Genomic DNA, 15538 nt, shown 5'->3' on the forward strand with positions numbered 1-15538 from the left:
TGTGATTATTATGCGTTATCTTCTTCTGATGTTTCTTCTTCGTCAGTGCCCGTATCAGGAGTCGGTTGTTCGCTGCCTTCATCATCATCTTCAGGTAACGTTCCTTCTCCATCAGTAGGGTTATTTCCATCCTCAACAGGAGGCTGTTCTGGCTCTAGCTCTTGTTCAGGTTCATCAACTTCTTCAAGAGGATCTGGCAACGTTTCTTCTTCCTCCATTACTTCACCAGCCACAACTTGGACTGTCGCTGGATCACTTCTTAAGTTTGCTGTTTCATCTGAAATCGCAATGACTGTAAAGACATAGCTTCTTCCTCGTTCTGGAGAACCGAAGACAAATTGCATGTCTTTTGTTCGATCAAGTGATTGTGCACTACCGCCATCAACACTAACCTGCAGTTCAAATGTAACATTGTCAGCACTCTCTTGTGGGTAGTTCCAGCTAAGAAGAATTTGATTTGCTGCTTCATTATAACTTCCCATAAAATTAGACGGAGATGCCAAGTTAATAAATTCTTCTGATACACGAGTAGGCTCATTTCCACGAACAAATAACTCATAGATAATTTCGCTTCGTGGAGTATAGGCACTTGGTAAGAGCCCAGTGGATCTTTCCACACCAACTTCTACGACTGAATTTGGTCTTGTGAAATCTGGCGTTTCTTTTCCTTCTGAGACTTTTCCAACGATTTCTTTAAAGATTTGCTGAGCAAGCTGTCGATCTTGGCCGCTCCTTAGATAGTTATTAGGACCATTTTCATTAAAACCTGTCCACACTGCAGCGGTATAGTTTGTCGTGTAGCCTGCAAACCATACATCGGGAACTTCTCCTTCAGGAATGCCAAGTGAAGTACGTACATCTTCAGGAAAGTTTGTCGTACCTGTTTTACCTGCCATTGGTAGTCCTGAAATATTTGCTGTAGTTCCAGTTCCATTAGTAACAGCTGTTTTAAGCATGTCTGTAATCATATAAGCCGTATAATCACTCATTGCTTGAGTAGATTCTGGCTCCATATTAATTTCGCGACCATCTGGAAAGACGATTTTACGAACTGTATAAGGTTTTGTATATGTTCCGTTATTACCAAATGCAGCATAGGCACCTGCTAAATGAAGCGTTGAAATACCATTTGTAAACCCGCCTAGCCCGAATGCTTCTGGCATTTGACCATCAGGGTATTCAATTGGAATTCCGAGACCTTCTGCAAACGCTTCTGCACGATCAACTCCGACCTCTTGCAGTGCTTTTATGGCTGTGACATTTCGTGAGCGAGCTAACGCAGTACGCATCGAAATTGCACCATTGTAAGAACGATCAAAGTTACGGATTGGCACACCAACTGAATAATTATGTGGCTCATCAACAATGATGCGACCGGTTGACCATTGTAAATACTCAATTGCTGGACCATAATCTAAAATAGGCTTAATTGTCGAACCAGGTTGTTTGCGAATATCTGTTGCAAAGTTGAATCCACGTTTGATATTTGTGTCTTGAAGTCCACTTCCAATAGCTTTAATTTGACCTGTTCTTGTATCAAGTAATGTTACCCCAGCTTGAAAGTCCTCGTTATCTGGATAATTTGAAATAAACTCATCCGTTTGTAGCACCTTTTCAACATGCTCTTGCGCTTCTACGTCAAGGGTTGTATAAACTTTTAAACCAGCGTTATATAAATCACTAACCGCGATACCTTCCAATTGCTCTAATTCAGCTAAAACTTGATCATAAAAAGCTTCGTAAGGGTATGATTCGCGTTCAGTTAACTCAATTTGATCTTCAAGTGGCACAGCCTTTGCAGCTGCAGCTTCTTCGCTCGTGATTTTTCCATGTCGTTCCATCAAATCTAGAACTAGGTTACGTCTACTTTCTGCAGCTTCAGGGTTTTTAGTTGGGTCGTAGAAGCTTGGACGACGTGGGATACCAGCAAGTAATGCAGCATCAGCAAGTGATAAGTCTTCAACAGACTTATTAAAATAAGTCTGAGAGGCTAATTCAATGCCGTAGACGCCAGAACCAAGATAAATTTGATTTAAATACATTTCAAGAATTTGGTCTTTCGAATATTGCTGCTCAAGCTTCACTGCCAAATATTGCTCTTGAACTTTTCTTGTTATCGCCTTTTCATGGTTCAAAAACAAATTTTTAACGAGCTGTTGAGTAATGGTACTGGCTCCTTCAGCCCCGAAACCTTCTGTAATATTGGCAGCGACGGCTCCAAACAGGCGGCGGATATCGATTCCAAAGTGCTCACGAAAACGAATGTCCTCAACAGAGATAAATGCATCTTCAACAACTTGAGGAACATCTTGAATGCTGACATTCACTCGGCGTTCTTCTGAATCAAGCTGGGAGACTAATTCATCATTTTGATCATACATTTGCGCTGCTTGAGAGAGAGTAAGCTTTTCTGCATCAAGAGGAGGTGCTCCAGAAATCATCACAAATGCTGTTATACCTCCTGCGATAATCGCAATGATCCCAAGTGTTACAATAGAAAGCAATATTTTTTTCCACAGGCCTTTTTTAGGTTTCTTATTTTTTGGTTTTGTTTTTTGGCGGGCTTGACGACGCCCTTGTCTTGTACTTGTTTCTTCTGACATCGTGTTTCTTCCTTTCTTCATCCACTATAATTTGTCTGAAAAATAGACGGCATCTACAATGTGCAAATAATCGATACGTGGATGATATCCTATTTTAATAGAATGACCAATTTTTTCAATATCTGATTTACGGATCGATTTTCGTGTCTCATCTTTTTGATTATAGAAATAAAGCAAGTGCAAAGCATCAAGTAAATAAATTTCATCTGTAAGTGAGAAACGAAGGATGACAAAAGCAATACCATCTTGTTTGAGAACTTGCCTCATATGCTCGATTTGATGTGCATGAAAATTACTTAGTGGAAACGACGTTTTATTTTTCGTTTCTTTTGCTTCAAAGTCAATGTAACGACCTCTGTACACACCATTATAATCGGTAGTCGATGCTTGTTTAAAGTAGGCTTCTTTAATGACAGCTGCGCTTCGTTTCGGATAATCAACTTGAACGATTTGGACTGGTGTTGGCTTTTTATGAATCACAGCGATAGCTTTCTCTAAATAATAGAGATTGGTTTCATTTAAATCTTCCTCTAATGTCATACCGCGATTGCTATACGTTAATTCTTTTTGTCGATTTGGCTTTTTGTTTGGTTCACGTCCTACATAACTTCGCCCATTTGGATAACGTATTGCCATTGCATTCACAAACCTTTCCAAACAAATTCATATGCGTGCATGGAATCTGTAAGAACTAGAAATAGTAAAGAAAGTAGATTCCATCATATTATCTTATCACAAACACACTAGGAAGAGATACTTCATTTTTATGGCAATTAATTGAAGAAGGAGCAAAATGCCAATGAAAGAATATCAATTATTAAATGAAATGAGAAACAAAACAATTCAAGCCAACAAAGATAATATTTCACGTACCGTAATGTATGAACAATTTTTTAAGGCCAACAAAGAAATTAAATGGTCCTTACTAGCAGGAATGGTGTCAAGAAATGCTGGCTGGAATATGACGGATTTAGAGAGCGAATGGTTTCAAACTTTGCTAAAAAAAAGAGAGCGTCAACTTTTGTTTCAAACATTCGAACGGGCAAATTGGACGATTTTTGCGGATGCTTACCCACAGTTGTTGTGGTATGAAGCTGAAAAACAGAGGAGGGAACCACGTTATCAGTACCTTGCTAAACTTGGTGTTAGTCAATTCATGCAAGATGAATGGAGATGTTTTTTTGAAAGAGGAGACGAGGATCGTTTATGTACAGCACTAATCATTAATGAGCAGTATATGCTTGAGCAAACGGTGATGAAATATCCTATATATCGAGACGAAGTATTTGGAACGTTTCGGTATTTCTTAGAGGAACATGCGCATATGAGTTATGTGTTGTTTCCTACGATTAACGGAAAAATATACGGATTGTATGTAAGGAATTTTAAGGATGTTCGTGCGCGTATTTGGTTAGGAAAACAGTTGCAGCGACTTCTTTTTCATCCTTCTATTTATGAGCTCATTTTCACATTTGCTTTGAAAACACCTCCTACTGGTTCGAGAAATGACTATTATCAATATATGGGCTGGGCAACTAGAAATACGAGTCCAGTACTTCGAAAAACGTATCCGATTGTACCGCATTCTTGGCACGTAAAAGAAGATTGGTCCATGCAAGAAAATAATGTCGAGGTACTATTTACACCTATTCGAGCAACAAAGCCAGTTGAACGGACGAATTGGTTAAAACGAAAGTATTATGAACTTTATATAACGATGAAGGTAAAGGAATGGTTTAGCACAATCTTAAACAGAGAGAAGGGTGTCTCAAAAGGTAAAGCCTAATCCTTTGAAACACCCTGACATTATTATTTCCTTTATTCAGCAGGCCGATTTGGTCCCCCTAATTTTTTATCACCCGTGTATTTTTTTTCTTCTTTTTGATGAGTGGTATTCGTTGCATTCGTTGCATTCGTTTTCTTTTGCTGAGATTGTGTACGATCATGCTCCATTGAATGATACCTCCTTTACGTTTCTCTTTCTAGTGTGTGATGTCGACTTTCTGTTTATGCGGATCGAGATCTAACTTTCTTCACTTTTTTTGTCAAAATACCGTTCTTTTTTTGAAAAATAAGGAAATGTCACTTTCTTTGGCGAATAGATTCTAGTTTTGTCACCAGTGAAGGGAAGACAGGTAGGGAGAACGAAATCGTTGAGACAACTTTAATTTTAGGGAGGGAATCAAAATGGAAAAGATATTAAAAACTAAGGAAGTTTCTGAACGATTAGGGGTTAATCCTACAACTGTGCAGCGCTGGGCGAAATACTTTGGACTTACTTGCGAAACGAATGAACATGGCCATTATTTGTTTACAGAGAGACATGTTGAAGTCATGACATTTGTTCAAGAGCAACTTCAAGAAGGAAAACGAATGAAGGAGATCGATCTTAGCCTTTTCCCAGAAGTCATTTTACAAGAGGGGAAAAAGGATCTACAAATGGTCGATACAATCAAATATGAAGTGAAGCTTGAGGAAGTGATGCAGCGTGTACAAGAGCTAGAGCATAGAATCTCTCAAAAAGCTGACGAGGTGGTGAGCTATCAACTTTTAAAACATCGCTCGGAGTTAGAAGACATGATTAAGATGATAAAAAATCTTGAAGGGCGTTTAACAGAAATGGAAAGAAAAATTGAATTACGAGAGCCTACAAAGGAAGAAGAGCTCCCGTTAGCTGTAGGGGGAGTACCAAAAAAGAAGTGGCGCTCCTTTATGCAGCTATTTTCCTTTTAAGTTTTGGGTTCATTTGCTAAGATGGGAGCGGAGGTGCACTAATGGACAACCAATCCCGTTCTGATTTAAGAAATTGGACAAATGAATTAAAACGATTAAATAAGGAAGCAGAAACATTTTATACAAAAATAGCAAGAAAAGAAGGATACGAACCCGATTTCTTTGGGAAAGTTAAACCTTTCGCTGATGAAGTAAAGGATATTCGCGATAAATGGCTCCCACTAGCGATGGCATTTGTTCAACAAGCAAAGCCATTGCATTTGCATCCGAGCCAGCTTCAGCAAACAGAAGAGAATTTAGAAATCGTAGCAATCAAATCGTTCTATCCAAAAACAAGTTTGAAACGGCAAATGGAAACATTTAAATCAGTGGATTACGTACTTGATCAAATCCTTCAAGCTATTGAAAGTGAACAATAAGACGAGTGCCACCCTTAGCTAGTCTGTATCTTACCTTAAAGCTAAGGGTAGGACCTCTAAGAAAAGATCAAATTCGATAATATTTAGCGCTAGCAGCCTAGCCGCTCGAGGTTGCTTCAGCCAGTAAATGGTTGCCAAAAATCCGGCAACACATTGACAGGCCTCCAGCACTTGTCACGGCTGAACGAGGCGCTTTCGCTTTTCTGGATGTCTAGCTCCAGCGCCTAGCCGCTCGAGGTTGCTTCAGCCAGTAAATGGTTGCCTAAAATCCGGCAACACATTGACAGGCCTCCAGTACTTGTCACGGCTGGTCAAGGCGCTTTCGCTTTTCTTATTAAGGAGATTGAAACTGTTCAAGTTTACGATGAGGTAATTGCCACTGATAATAAACAGATAACATCCTTAGGACAACAACTGCGACAAATAATATTCCAAGTCCGATCACACCTGAAACAAGATTAAGACCAATAACTAGACCTGCAATCATCGTCCAACCTATATAAATTTCCTTCCGCAGAAAAAGTGGCTTTCGGCCCGCAAGGACATCACGTACCATGCCTCCTCCTGTTCCTGTAAGGGCTGCAGCGACAATGACCGCACTAAGTGGATGTCCCATCTCGGTCGCATATAAGGCACCTTGTATCGCAAATGCAGCAAGACCCATCGCATCAAATAGAAGCCCGAATCTCATCCAACGGTTTACCCAAAGGCTGGGAAATAAAAAGGCAATTGTCATCACAATAATGGCAATCGTAAATAACGTACCTTGATCCCATAGGGCAGAGACAGGTACTCCTATGAGCAAGTTTCGAATCGCCCCTCCGCCAAAAGCAGTCACTAGACCTAAAATGTATACACCGATCAAGTCATAATCTTCTTCCATAGCGACAATAACACCACTTAATGCGAAAGCGATTGTTCCAATAATATTTAAAATATCCCACGTCATCACCAAGTCTCTCCTTCGTTTATCCTTTGGTGTTGAAATCATTTATTATCCATCAAAAAAGCGCAGACTCAAATGGTCCACGCTTCATTTGCATTAGCCGTTATCACGGAATGAAAAATAAATCATTGAGATCAGTGTCGCAAAAGACATGATTGCTAAAGCCGTAAGTAGCAAGCCAGATGGTTCTGCGTGCGCTGCTTCTTCAGCACCTTCAGCCGCACCAGCTGCTAGTACCTGAACTGGTACGAATAATAAAGTGAAAACACATGCTCCAATTAATGACATTAATTTACCCATAATCAACCCTCCTTACTGAAAACAACAGACATTAAAAAACAAAACATATAAATTGTCTGATGATACCAAATCTCTATCTTCTTTATTATAGATATCCGATAAAAAATAATCAATCCAAAAAATAGTCGATTCCAAGACTAAGTAACCGTATACATCATTTTATTATCCCACATGCCGTGGCATAGGGGTTCGCAAACGAAAAGGGTTGTGATAAGATAAACATATTGTACATTTTCTGACTGCAATGAACGTAATTAGAATCGTATTTAAATTGAATGAGTATGAAATGAAGGGATTAAATTATGGGAACCGTACATATCGAAGACATCATCATTGCTAACCAACGACTTAAAGACGTTGTCACACATACTCCACTACAAAAGAATCAAGTACTCTCAGAACGATATGACTGTAATGTCTATTTGAAAAGAGAAGACTTGCAAGTGGTTCGCTCATTTAAGATTCGTGGGGCATTTCATCAAATTTCTAGTTTAACGAATGAGGAGTTAAATAATGGAGTTGTTTGTGCTAGCGCGGGTAATCATGCGCAAGGCGTCGCATACTCTTGCCAAACGCTAAAAATAAAAGGCAAGATTTTTATGCCTTCAACAACACCTCGTCAGAAAGTAGATCAGGTTAAATTCTTTGGCAAAGAGTATGTAGAAGTCATTTTAACAGGTGACACATTTGACGATTCTTTTAATGAAGCAATGAGTTATTGTAATGAACATCAAATGGCATTTATTCATCCTTTTGATCAAGAAAAGATTGTAGCAGGTCAAGGGACTGTTGGGATGGAAATTATGAATGACATTGATGAAAATATTGATTATTTATTTTCTTCTATTGGTGGAGGTGGCCTCATTAGTGGAGTTGGCACGTATATTAAAAGTATTAGCCCTCGTACAAAAATTATTGGTTGTGAACCAAAAGGCGCCGCATCAATGAAAGAATCATTGCGCCAAGGAAAGGTTGTCGAGCTTGAAAAAATTGATAAGTTCGTAGATGGGGCAGCTGTTAAAAAGGTAGGGGAGCTTCCTTTTGAAATTTGTCAAAAGATTCTTGATGATATCGTTTTAGTTCCAGAGGGTAAAATTTGTACAACTATATTAGAATTATATAATCAAAATGCGATTGTGGCAGAACCAGCAGGAGCAATGTCCATCTCAGCACTTGATTTTTATAAAGAAGAGATTAAGGGGAAGACTGTGGTCTGTGTCGTAAGTGGGGGAAACAATGATATTGGTAGGATGCAGGAAATGAGAGAGCGTTCACTTATTTATGAAGGACTTCAATATTATTTTATCGTCCAATTCCCGCAACGCTCTGGTGCGTTAAGAGAATTTATTACGGATGTAGTAGGGCCAGATGATGACATTACTCGGTTTGAATACACAAAGAAAAACAATAAATCAAATGGACCTGTTTTAATTGGCATAGAATTAAAAAGTGTAGAGGACTACGAGCCACTCATTAATCGCTTAAAGAAAAAAGGATTCGATTATCAAGAAATAAATAAGGATGAGAATTTATTTAATTTACTTATTTAAAAGCTACCTTTTATAAGAGTGGATTTCATACATACTTATTTAAGGAGGCGGTTATGAGTGAGAGAAGAACAAAAAGGGATTTTACTTGAAAGTGGAACGAATGAACTAGAAGTAATTGTCTTCCAAGTTGGATCTGGCATATTTGGTATAAATGTTATGAAAGTGCGTGAGATTATTCAAGCACCATCTGTGACATCAATGCCTAATAGTCATCCGCATATCGAAGGAATTATTCGTCTGCGCGATGAGGTTCTGACTGTTGTCAATTTAACAAAAGTATTAGGCTTTCCTCCTTCTGAAAATCCAAATCAGGACAAGCTCATTGTATCAGAGTTGAATCAAATAAAAGTCGCTTTCCGTGTTCAAGGAGTATCACGGATTCATCGTATTTCATGGGAGCAAATCGAAAAGCCTACTGAGCTATCTCAAGGTTTAGAAAATGCGACTACTGGTGTCGTGAAAATGGATGAGCAAATGATTTTATTGCTTGATTTTGAGAAAATCGTGGTTGATATAAATCCAGATAAGGGCATTAATGTGAAGCAAGTTCAAACACTTGGGAGAAGAGAGCGTAGTAATAAGAAAATAGTTGTGGCTGAAGACTCAGCGATGCTGCGTAAGCTATTGCACGAAACATTAGCAGAGGCAGGATATGATCAAGTCACTTTTTTTGATGATGGGAAAGAAGCTTGGGCATATTTAGAATTTCTAAAACAAGATGAAAATCACAACATTGAGGATGAAGTTCAGTTGATCATTACTGACTTAGAAATGCCTAAAATGGACGGCCATCACTTAACAAAACGAATTAAAAGTGATGAACAATTACAATCACTACCAGTTGTGATCTTTTCTTCACTTATTACAGATGACCTTTATCACAAAGGAAAAGGTGTCGGTGCAGATGGACAAATCAGCAAACCTGAAATAGTCAAGTTAATCAAAATGATTGATAAGCTTGTTTTATGAGAGAAAGGAGAGGATACGAGTTATCCTCTCCTTTTTTTGCATAAAATCATGCATTATATTTCGATGAGAACTGTAATAACACCTTCATAATAACTTATCAGATAATTCGGATGAATAAAAATACATCTGTATACATTGACGGTAGCTGTTATTTTTTGTATGGTAGAACAGTGAGGTGAGTGAATTGTGTGATAAATTAAAGAAGGTTTCATTTGTATTCTTAGGGTTAGTTTTAACATCTTTTGGGCTGAAATTGCTCGGTGTGTATGACCTTACATTTGGTGGAACAGCAGGACTTGCGACAGTGTTAACATTTGCAAGCTCACTGTCGTGGGGTGTGCTGTTTTTCCTAGTAAACTTACCGTTTTTTTGGATGTCTGTGAAAAAGCTCGGTATGTGGTTTACGATTTCAAGTTTAATGTCGATAACCACAATTTCGATTATTCGTGATGGTCTCGCTTTTCTGCCTTTTATAACCCTTCCGATTTGGCTAGTACCCATTCTTGCGGGACTGTGTATCGGTTTTGGTGTAACACTCGTTCTTAATAATGGATCTTCACTTGGAGGGATTCATATTTTTGCTCTTTACCTTGATCAAAAATGGAGAATTAATCGCGGTTTGACAATTTTTATGAGTGATTTTCTGATCATTGTTTTTGCTGGTTTATTTGTAGGTTGGGGTAATGCGATGTTATCTGTATGTACAATTTTCATTGCTAGTTTAATTATTGGTCGATACAAAAAATCACCAATTAAAGTTCCAGATGCACAAGTAGTTGCCGAATCTATAAATGAAGCCTCATAATGTGAATGGTAAAAAGGAAGGTTACAATTGTGACCTTCCTTTTGTGTTTGTTTTTTCAACTCAAAGAGAAAAGTTTGGCAGTCAGTTTATTGCGATATAGCTTTGTTTTCATTTTGCAGAGGCCACAAACGTGCTATACTTTAGTTTATATGAATGAAATAGGAGTGATGAGATGCGTTTACAAAATAAAAAAGTGATGACCGTTCTAGACCATGATTTTGAAGATTTGGAGCTATGGTATCCAGTCATTAGGTTACAAGAGGAAGGAGCAACGGTTCACTTTATCGGAAACGAACGAAATCAAACGTACATAGGGAAATATGGAGTGCCTGCGACTTCTGATTTTGCGTTTGCAGATATTAAAGCAGATGATTATGACGGAATTCTTGTACCAGGGGGATGGGCACCAGATAAACTGAGACGTTATCCTGAAGTGCTTGAATATGTGAAGCAAATGGATCAAGCTAAAAAGCCGATTGGACAAATTTGTCATGCGGGTTGGGTGCTTATTTCTGCTAAGATTCTTCATGGAAGAACGGTAACGAGTACGCCGGGTATTCGAGATGATATGGAGAATGCAGGAGCAACATGGGTTGATGAAGCTGTTGTCGTAGATGAAAATCTTATCTCAAGCCGTCGTCCACCAGATTTAGCACCGTATGCTAAAGCATTTGCTGATGCTCTTGCAAAATAATCGAAGTTGAGCAAATAAAAGAATAGGTGACGTATCATGGAATTTCATTTTTTAGGAACTGGTTCAGGTGTGCCAGCAACAAAGCGAAATGTGAGTGGATTGGTTGTTCGCTTTTTACAAAAAAAGAGCACACAATGGCTTTTTGATTGTGGAGAGGCGACGCAGCACCAAATCCTGAATAGCCCAGTCACGTTATCGAAAATCGATCGAATTTTTATCAGTCATTTGCATGGAGACCATATATTTGGGTTACCTGGTCTTTTGTGCTCAAGATCGGCACAAGGAGCCAAGTCGAAGCTCACTATTTATGGTCCGGAAGGGATTCAGACATTTGTAGAAACGACATTATCTGTATCCCAATCTTATTTAGCATATGAGATTGAGTATGTCGTGACGCAAGAAGGCATGATCTATTCTGATAAGACGATAACAGTCCAAGCACTTCACGTCGATCATGTTATGCCAGGTTTTGCATATAAACTGATTGAAGCTGATCAACCTGGTACACTACAAGTCGACCTTCTAAAAGAAAAAGGAATCGAACCAGGGCCTATTTATCAACAGATAAAACGGGGAGAAGTGATTGAATTACCAGATGGTAGTTATTTAAACGGGGCAGAATTTATTGGTGAGGCAAAAAAAGGTCGGATTGTCGTCATTTCGGGTGATACCAGACCAATGGAAACAATGTGTGAATTTGCAAAAGATGCTGATTTGTTGATTCACGAAGCGACATTTAGGTCAGATAAAAAAAGCCATGCGGATCAATTTGGTCATTCTACGATTTGCGATGTGGCAAAGCTTGCTAAACAAGCAAACGTAAAATCCCTTATCCTTACTCATATTAGTTCTCGTTATGTAGATGTGGAAGAAGAGTTGAAAGCTGAAGCCGAGCCATTTTTTCCTAATACGCTCATAGCTTATGATTTTATGGTTCATGAGCTATAATGTATAAGGCTGTTTGATCGTGCGCAAAGTAATATCATTGCTTCACTTACATGAGGAGGAATGATCAATGGCAGAGCGTAAAATCGTTGCAGAATGGCTAGAGAAAGCAGAAGAAATAATTGAACAAGCAAAGCAGACGTTTGACAACTCACAGCGTGTTCAACCAGGAGATCCAGATGAATACATTGAAGCGCAAAGGCATCTTGAAGAGATGAGTATTGAACTGGATGTGATCATGCGTGCAGCCACGAAAGAGCAGCGAAACCAATTAAATCGAACACAACAGCAATTACGTCAATTACAAAATCATTTTATTTTACGACGCTAAAAAGTAAGCGAGTCCACTTTTATCATTTAGGTGAGACTCGCTTTTTATTTTAAAGGGATTAGTCTGTCGCTATGATTCTTCATACTATGCACTACTATCTAATTTCTGATACAATAATAGTTGATGAAATGAGGGACTTAATATGAAAGATATTACGATCAACGAAGTAGAAGAAATGCTCCGAGAACGACCACCACTTACTATTGTCTTTGTTCAGACTCCACTTTGTGGGACTTGTAAAATGGCTAAGCGAATGCTCGAAGTGATTGGCGTTTCTTTTGACTCGTTACCGATGTATTCTTTAAACATTAATCATGCTCCGTCTTTTGCACAAAAATGGAAGATTGAGAGTGTGCCATGCCTACTCTTGTTTCAAAAAGGTTTGGGTGTTGAACGTATTTACGCTTTTAGATCATTTGAATATTTGCATGGGGTGTTAAAGCCATATGCGGCTATTGCGTCAATGCATTCATCAATAGAAAAATAGAAAAGGGGTATTATTATGTCAATGGCTTATGAAGAATATATGCGTCAAGTTGTACTACCTATGCGTTCAGAATTAACAGAAGCAGGCTTTTCAGAATTAACAACAGCCGAAGAAGTTGAACAATATATGGAACAGGCTGAAGGAACGACACTTGTTGTTATCAATTCTGTTTGTGGTTGTGCTGCTGGTCTTGCTCGTCCGTCAGTCGTTACTTCATTACAGCACGATCACACACCAGATCATTTTGTAACCGTATTTGCTGGTCAAGATAAAGAGGCAACGGCGAAAATGCGTTCTTATTTCGAAGAGTATCCACCATCTTCACCATCAATGGTTTTACTAAAAGGTAAAGAAGTCGTTCACTTTATTCCAAGAGAGCATATAGAAGGTTCAACATCTGAAACGATTATTCGGAATCTTGCCTTAGCGTATAATGAACATTGCAGCAAATAAATCTAAAAAAAGAGGCTGACTCTAAAATAAGAGCCTGAACCACATTCTTGCTCACTCTCATACTTGAGGGCGTTAGCAGGGAATAATGGATCAGACCTTTATGAGTCAGTCTCTTCTTTTATTTTTTAGTATAAGCACAATACAGAGATTGCCGATATGTACGATGACAAAGCGACGTTAATCAATATGATGAGAGGATTAACGTCGTTATGATCAAAATGATTAAGGTCTAACGCCGTAGAAAACAACACGACCCATCGTTTCAATATTTGGATATCCGCCTTGCTTATAAATTTCAACAACGTGTTCTCTATTGTAAGGGACACGATTTATTTGGAGACGGTGTCTGCCTTCTTCAATCTCTGCAAGAAGATATGAAGCTAATGGATGACCATCGAATGGTAAGCCGACACTACCTGTATTTACGACATTTTTACCGTGCATAGAGCGGATAAATGGTTGATGAATATGGGCATATACGTAAAGATCAGCATCATCACGTCTCATAATCGTATCTTCAATTTCTTTTGTGTTATCAGGTAAGACAACATCAAATAAACTTGTAGGCGTTGCATGAAACGCGTGAACGATTGAATCAAGACCGTCTTCAAGTACAAGCTCTGTCGGTAAATTTTTTAAATACTCTAAGTCATCTTCATTTAAACGTTGTAATGCCCAATCGCGTTCTAGTTGCATGATTTCAAGAGCTTCATCAGAAACCTCACCTTTTTTTATACCGCGAGTAAGCCATTCATCAGCATTACCTTTAATTACATCACAATTGAGGCTTCGAACGATATCAAGTGCTCGTTTAGGCTCTGGACCACGGAAAGAAATGTCTCCTAAAACACAAATCTTATCTACCCGCTGTTGTGAAATATCGTGCAATACTGCTTCTAATGCAGTTGCGTTACCATGAATATCAGCTAAAAAAGCAATTCTCATCAATTAAAACCTCCTTTTTTCTTTATTATAACAGACAAGTGCAAAGGTTGCTGTTTCAATTTTATTAAATTGAATAACTATTCATGTTTTGTGTTAAACAGATGGCTAGATACATAGAATGTTCGTGCGGTTTGCGTCTTATTGGCACGAATGAAAGTCGTATGATAAGATCAAATAGAAGCTATAAATAGGAAACAAGTGATAGGAGGTATACAGATATGAACATTACATCAATTGAACCAACGCCAAGTCCAAATACCATGAAATTAACGCTAAGTGAAACTTTAGGTGGAGGTTCGAGAAGTAGCTATACAGAAAAAAATAAGAATGAGGCTCCGTCATACATACAAGCATTATTTGAGATTGAAGGAGTAAAAAGCGTATACCATGTAGCTGATTTTATTGCGATTGATCGTCATCCAAAAGTAGATTGGAAGGTGATTTTACCACAGGTTCGCGCTGTTTTTGGTGAAGACAGTGAGAACCAAGCAGAAGTGAATGCACAAATCAATGATCATTTTGGTGAGGTAAACGTTTCTGTACAAATGTTTAAAGGGATTCCAATGCAAATCAAGCTAACGGACGGTGAGCAAGAAAAGAGAGAAGGGCTACCAGAGCGATTTGTTGAAGCGATTGCGAAAGCGCAAAAGCCAGAAGATAATGTTGTAATGGAGCGTAAGTGGGTCGATAAGGGCGTGCGCTACGGTGAGCTTGAGGATGTGGCAAAAGAAGTAGCTGATGAAATTTCGGCTGCTTACACAAATGAACGTCTTGCTGGACTTGTCGCATTAGCTAATGGTAGGGAATCAGATGTTCAAGCAGCAGGGGCAGAGAGATTCATTGATGTTACCCTTGATATGCTTGATAAAGAGGACTGGCGTGAACGTTATGCGGTACTTGAACGACTTGATCCGAAAGAAAAAGACATTCCTGTACTTGAAAAAGCATTAGAGGATGAAAAAGCATCGATTCGTCGTTTGGCAACCGTTTATTTTGGAATGATCGAAACAGAAGCTGTCCTACCTTATTTATATAAGGCATTAAAAGATTCATCCGTAACTGTACGCCGAACCGCAGGTGATTGTTTATCTGATTTAGGAAACCCTGATGCGATTCCTGCGATGATCGAAGCATTAAAAGATAAAAATAAACTCGTTCGTTGGAGAGCGGCAATGTTTTTATATGAAGTCGGTGACGAACGAGCAATTGAAGCATTACGAGCTGCTGAATCAGACCCAGAATTTGAAGTAGCCCTTCAAGTGAAAATGGCCCTTGAGCGAATTGAAGGTGGGGAAGAGGCAAAAGGTTCAGTTTGGAAGCAAATGACTGAATCTCGTAAAAATGAAGAATAGAGGTAT

General features: G+C 38.7%; 18 protein-coding genes. 12 read left to right on the forward strand and 6 right to left on the reverse strand.

Annotated features, from left to right (window positions below; all coding sequences use genetic code 11):
• Positions 1–8: 8 nt before the first annotated feature.
• Together IQ10_RS03020 and recU are read right to left on the reverse strand one after the other, a co-directional pair.
• Entirely contained in the window at positions 9–2603 is a 2595-nt protein-coding gene (locus IQ10_RS03020; protein ID WP_144449015.1) for a transglycosylase domain-containing protein, read from the reverse strand.
• Between the two features lie 24 nt (positions 2604–2627).
• On the reverse strand, positions 2628–3239 hold the full coding sequence (gene recU / locus IQ10_RS03025) for a Holliday junction resolvase RecU (RefSeq protein ID WP_144449016.1): 612 nt from the start codon (positions 3237–3239) through the stop codon (positions 2628–2630).
• 163 nt (positions 3240–3402) lie between these two features.
• On the opposite strand from recU, the gene IQ10_RS03030 reads away from it, so the two are divergent.
• Positions 3403–4389: a DUF2515 family protein gene (locus tag IQ10_RS03030; RefSeq protein ID WP_158639971.1), complete on the forward strand. Its 987-nt coding sequence runs from the start codon at positions 3403–3405 to the stop codon at positions 4387–4389.
• Positions 4390–4421: 32 nt separating this feature from the next.
• Here the strand turns inward: IQ10_RS03030 and IQ10_RS18515 are convergent, their stop codons facing one another.
• Positions 4422–4556, reverse strand: coding sequence for a hypothetical protein (locus tag IQ10_RS18515; protein WP_277877933.1), 135 nt, complete (start codon positions 4554–4556; stop codon positions 4422–4424).
• A 234-nt stretch (positions 4557–4790) separates the two neighbouring features.
• On the opposite strand from IQ10_RS18515, the gene racA reads away from it, so the two are divergent.
• Positions 4791–5336 carry a chromosome-anchoring protein RacA gene (gene racA, locus IQ10_RS03035; protein WP_144449018.1) on the forward strand — a complete coding sequence of 182 codons (546 nt, stop codon included), beginning with the start codon at positions 4791–4793 and terminating at the stop codon, positions 5334–5336.
• A 41-nt stretch (positions 5337–5377) separates the two neighbouring features.
• Positions 5378–5755 carry a YppE family protein gene (locus tag IQ10_RS03040; RefSeq protein WP_144449019.1) on the forward strand — a complete coding sequence of 126 codons (378 nt, stop codon included), beginning with the start codon at positions 5378–5380 and terminating at the stop codon, positions 5753–5755.
• 334 nt (positions 5756–6089) lie between these two features.
• Here IQ10_RS03040 and IQ10_RS03045 read toward each other — a convergent pair whose 3' ends face one another.
• Both IQ10_RS03045 and IQ10_RS03050 read right to left on the reverse strand, forming a co-directional pair.
• Positions 6090–6704, reverse strand: coding sequence for a trimeric intracellular cation channel family protein (locus IQ10_RS03045; RefSeq protein WP_144449020.1), 615 nt, complete (start codon positions 6702–6704; stop codon positions 6090–6092).
• 93 nt (positions 6705–6797) lie between these two features.
• On the reverse strand, positions 6798–7001 hold the full coding sequence (locus IQ10_RS03050; protein WP_144449021.1) for a hypothetical protein: 204 nt from the start codon (positions 6999–7001) through the stop codon (positions 6798–6800).
• A 302-nt stretch (positions 7002–7303) separates the two neighbouring features.
• Between IQ10_RS03050 and ilvA the strand changes: the two genes are divergently transcribed.
• The 8 genes from ilvA to IQ10_RS03090 all read left to right on the forward strand — a co-directional run bounded on the left by ilvA (position 7304) and on the right by IQ10_RS03090 (position 13235).
• Positions 7304–8551: a threonine ammonia-lyase IlvA gene (ilvA, locus tag IQ10_RS03055; protein WP_144449022.1), complete on the forward strand. Its 1248-nt coding sequence runs from the start codon at positions 7304–7306 to the stop codon at positions 8549–8551.
• A gap of 57 nt (positions 8552–8608) precedes the next feature.
• Positions 8609–9520 (forward strand): chemotaxis protein, encoded by a 912-nt coding sequence (locus tag IQ10_RS03060; protein WP_144449023.1) that lies wholly within the window; start codon positions 8609–8611, stop codon positions 9518–9520.
• A 184-nt stretch (positions 9521–9704) separates the two neighbouring features.
• A complete protein-coding gene (locus tag IQ10_RS03065) occupies positions 9705–10325 on the forward strand; it encodes a YitT family protein (RefSeq protein WP_158639972.1) in 621 nt (206 codons plus the stop codon).
• A 172-nt stretch (positions 10326–10497) separates the two neighbouring features.
• The gene (locus IQ10_RS03070) at positions 10498–11019 is read left to right on the forward strand and encodes a type 1 glutamine amidotransferase domain-containing protein (RefSeq protein ID WP_144449025.1); all 522 of its coding nucleotides are present in this window, start codon (positions 10498–10500) and stop codon (positions 11017–11019) included.
• Between the two features lie 36 nt (positions 11020–11055).
• Positions 11056–11967: a ribonuclease Z gene (gene rnz / locus IQ10_RS03075; protein WP_144449026.1), complete on the forward strand. Its 912-nt coding sequence runs from the start codon at positions 11056–11058 to the stop codon at positions 11965–11967.
• 67 nt (positions 11968–12034) lie between these two features.
• Positions 12035–12295 carry a DUF2524 family protein gene (locus IQ10_RS03080; RefSeq protein WP_144449027.1) on the forward strand — a complete coding sequence of 87 codons (261 nt, stop codon included), beginning with the start codon at positions 12035–12037 and terminating at the stop codon, positions 12293–12295.
• Positions 12296–12437: 142 nt separating this feature from the next.
• The gene (locus tag IQ10_RS03085; RefSeq protein WP_144449028.1) at positions 12438–12782 is read left to right on the forward strand and encodes a thioredoxin family protein; all 345 of its coding nucleotides are present in this window, start codon (positions 12438–12440) and stop codon (positions 12780–12782) included.
• A gap of 15 nt (positions 12783–12797) precedes the next feature.
• The gene (locus IQ10_RS03090; RefSeq protein ID WP_144449029.1) at positions 12798–13235 is read left to right on the forward strand and encodes a BrxA/BrxB family bacilliredoxin; all 438 of its coding nucleotides are present in this window, start codon (positions 12798–12800) and stop codon (positions 13233–13235) included.
• A 222-nt stretch (positions 13236–13457) separates the two neighbouring features.
• Here the strand turns inward: IQ10_RS03090 and IQ10_RS03095 are convergent, their stop codons facing one another.
• Positions 13458–14180: a metallophosphoesterase family protein gene (locus tag IQ10_RS03095; RefSeq protein ID WP_144449030.1), complete on the reverse strand. Its 723-nt coding sequence runs from the start codon at positions 14178–14180 to the stop codon at positions 13458–13460.
• A 218-nt stretch (positions 14181–14398) separates the two neighbouring features.
• On the opposite strand from IQ10_RS03095, the gene IQ10_RS03100 reads away from it, so the two are divergent.
• On the forward strand, positions 14399–15532 hold the full coding sequence (locus IQ10_RS03100; protein WP_144449031.1) for a conserved virulence factor C family protein: 1134 nt from the start codon (positions 14399–14401) through the stop codon (positions 15530–15532).
• The last annotated feature ends 6 nt before the right edge of the window (positions 15533–15538 follow it).

The organism is Halalkalibacter nanhaiisediminis, assembly GCF_007830185.1.
Classification (GTDB): domain Bacteria; phylum Bacillota; class Bacilli; order Bacillales; family Bacillaceae_D; genus Halalkalibacter; species Halalkalibacter nanhaiisediminis.

Bases quoted from the DNA above. Each gene is read 5' to 3' on its own strand.
- IQ10_RS03100 (WP_144449031.1), top strand. From the start codon at position 14,399: ATGAACATTACATCAATTGAACCAACGCCAAGTCCAAATACCATGAAA.
- rnz (WP_144449026.1), top strand. From the start codon at position 11,056: ATGGAATTTCATTTTTTAGGAACTGGTTCAGGTGTGCCAGCAACAAAG.
- IQ10_RS03085 (WP_144449028.1), top strand. From the start codon at position 12,438: ATGAAAGATATTACGATCAACGAAGTAGAAGAAATGCTCCGAGAACGA.
- IQ10_RS03040 (WP_144449019.1), top strand. From the start codon at position 5,378: ATGGACAACCAATCCCGTTCTGATTTAAGAAATTGGACAAATGAATTA.
- recU (WP_144449016.1), bottom strand. From the start codon at position 3,239: ATGGCAATACGTTATCCAAATGGGCGAAGTTATGTAGGACGTGAACCA.
- IQ10_RS03070 (WP_144449025.1), top strand. From the start codon at position 10,498: ATGCGTTTACAAAATAAAAAAGTGATGACCGTTCTAGACCATGATTTT.
- IQ10_RS03090 (WP_144449029.1), top strand. From the start codon at position 12,798: ATGTCAATGGCTTATGAAGAATATATGCGTCAAGTTGTACTACCTATG.
- IQ10_RS03095 (WP_144449030.1), bottom strand. From the start codon at position 14,180: ATGAGAATTGCTTTTTTAGCTGATATTCATGGTAACGCAACTGCATTA.
- IQ10_RS03050 (WP_144449021.1), bottom strand. From the start codon at position 7,001: ATGGGTAAATTAATGTCATTAATTGGAGCATGTGTTTTCACTTTATTA.
- IQ10_RS03045 (WP_144449020.1), bottom strand. From the start codon at position 6,704: ATGACGTGGGATATTTTAAATATTATTGGAACAATCGCTTTCGCATTA.
- IQ10_RS03020 (WP_144449015.1), bottom strand. From the start codon at position 2,603: ATGTCAGAAGAAACAAGTACAAGACAAGGGCGTCGTCAAGCCCGCCAA.
- IQ10_RS03080 (WP_144449027.1), top strand. From the start codon at position 12,035: ATGGCAGAGCGTAAAATCGTTGCAGAATGGCTAGAGAAAGCAGAAGAA.
- IQ10_RS03030 (WP_158639971.1), top strand. From the start codon at position 3,403: ATGAAAGAATATCAATTATTAAATGAAATGAGAAACAAAACAATTCAA.
- racA (WP_144449018.1), top strand. From the start codon at position 4,791: ATGGAAAAGATATTAAAAACTAAGGAAGTTTCTGAACGATTAGGGGTT.
- IQ10_RS18515 (WP_277877933.1), bottom strand. From the start codon at position 4,556: ATGGAGCATGATCGTACACAATCTCAGCAAAAGAAAACGAATGCAACG.
- ilvA (WP_144449022.1), top strand. From the start codon at position 7,304: ATGGGAACCGTACATATCGAAGACATCATCATTGCTAACCAACGACTT.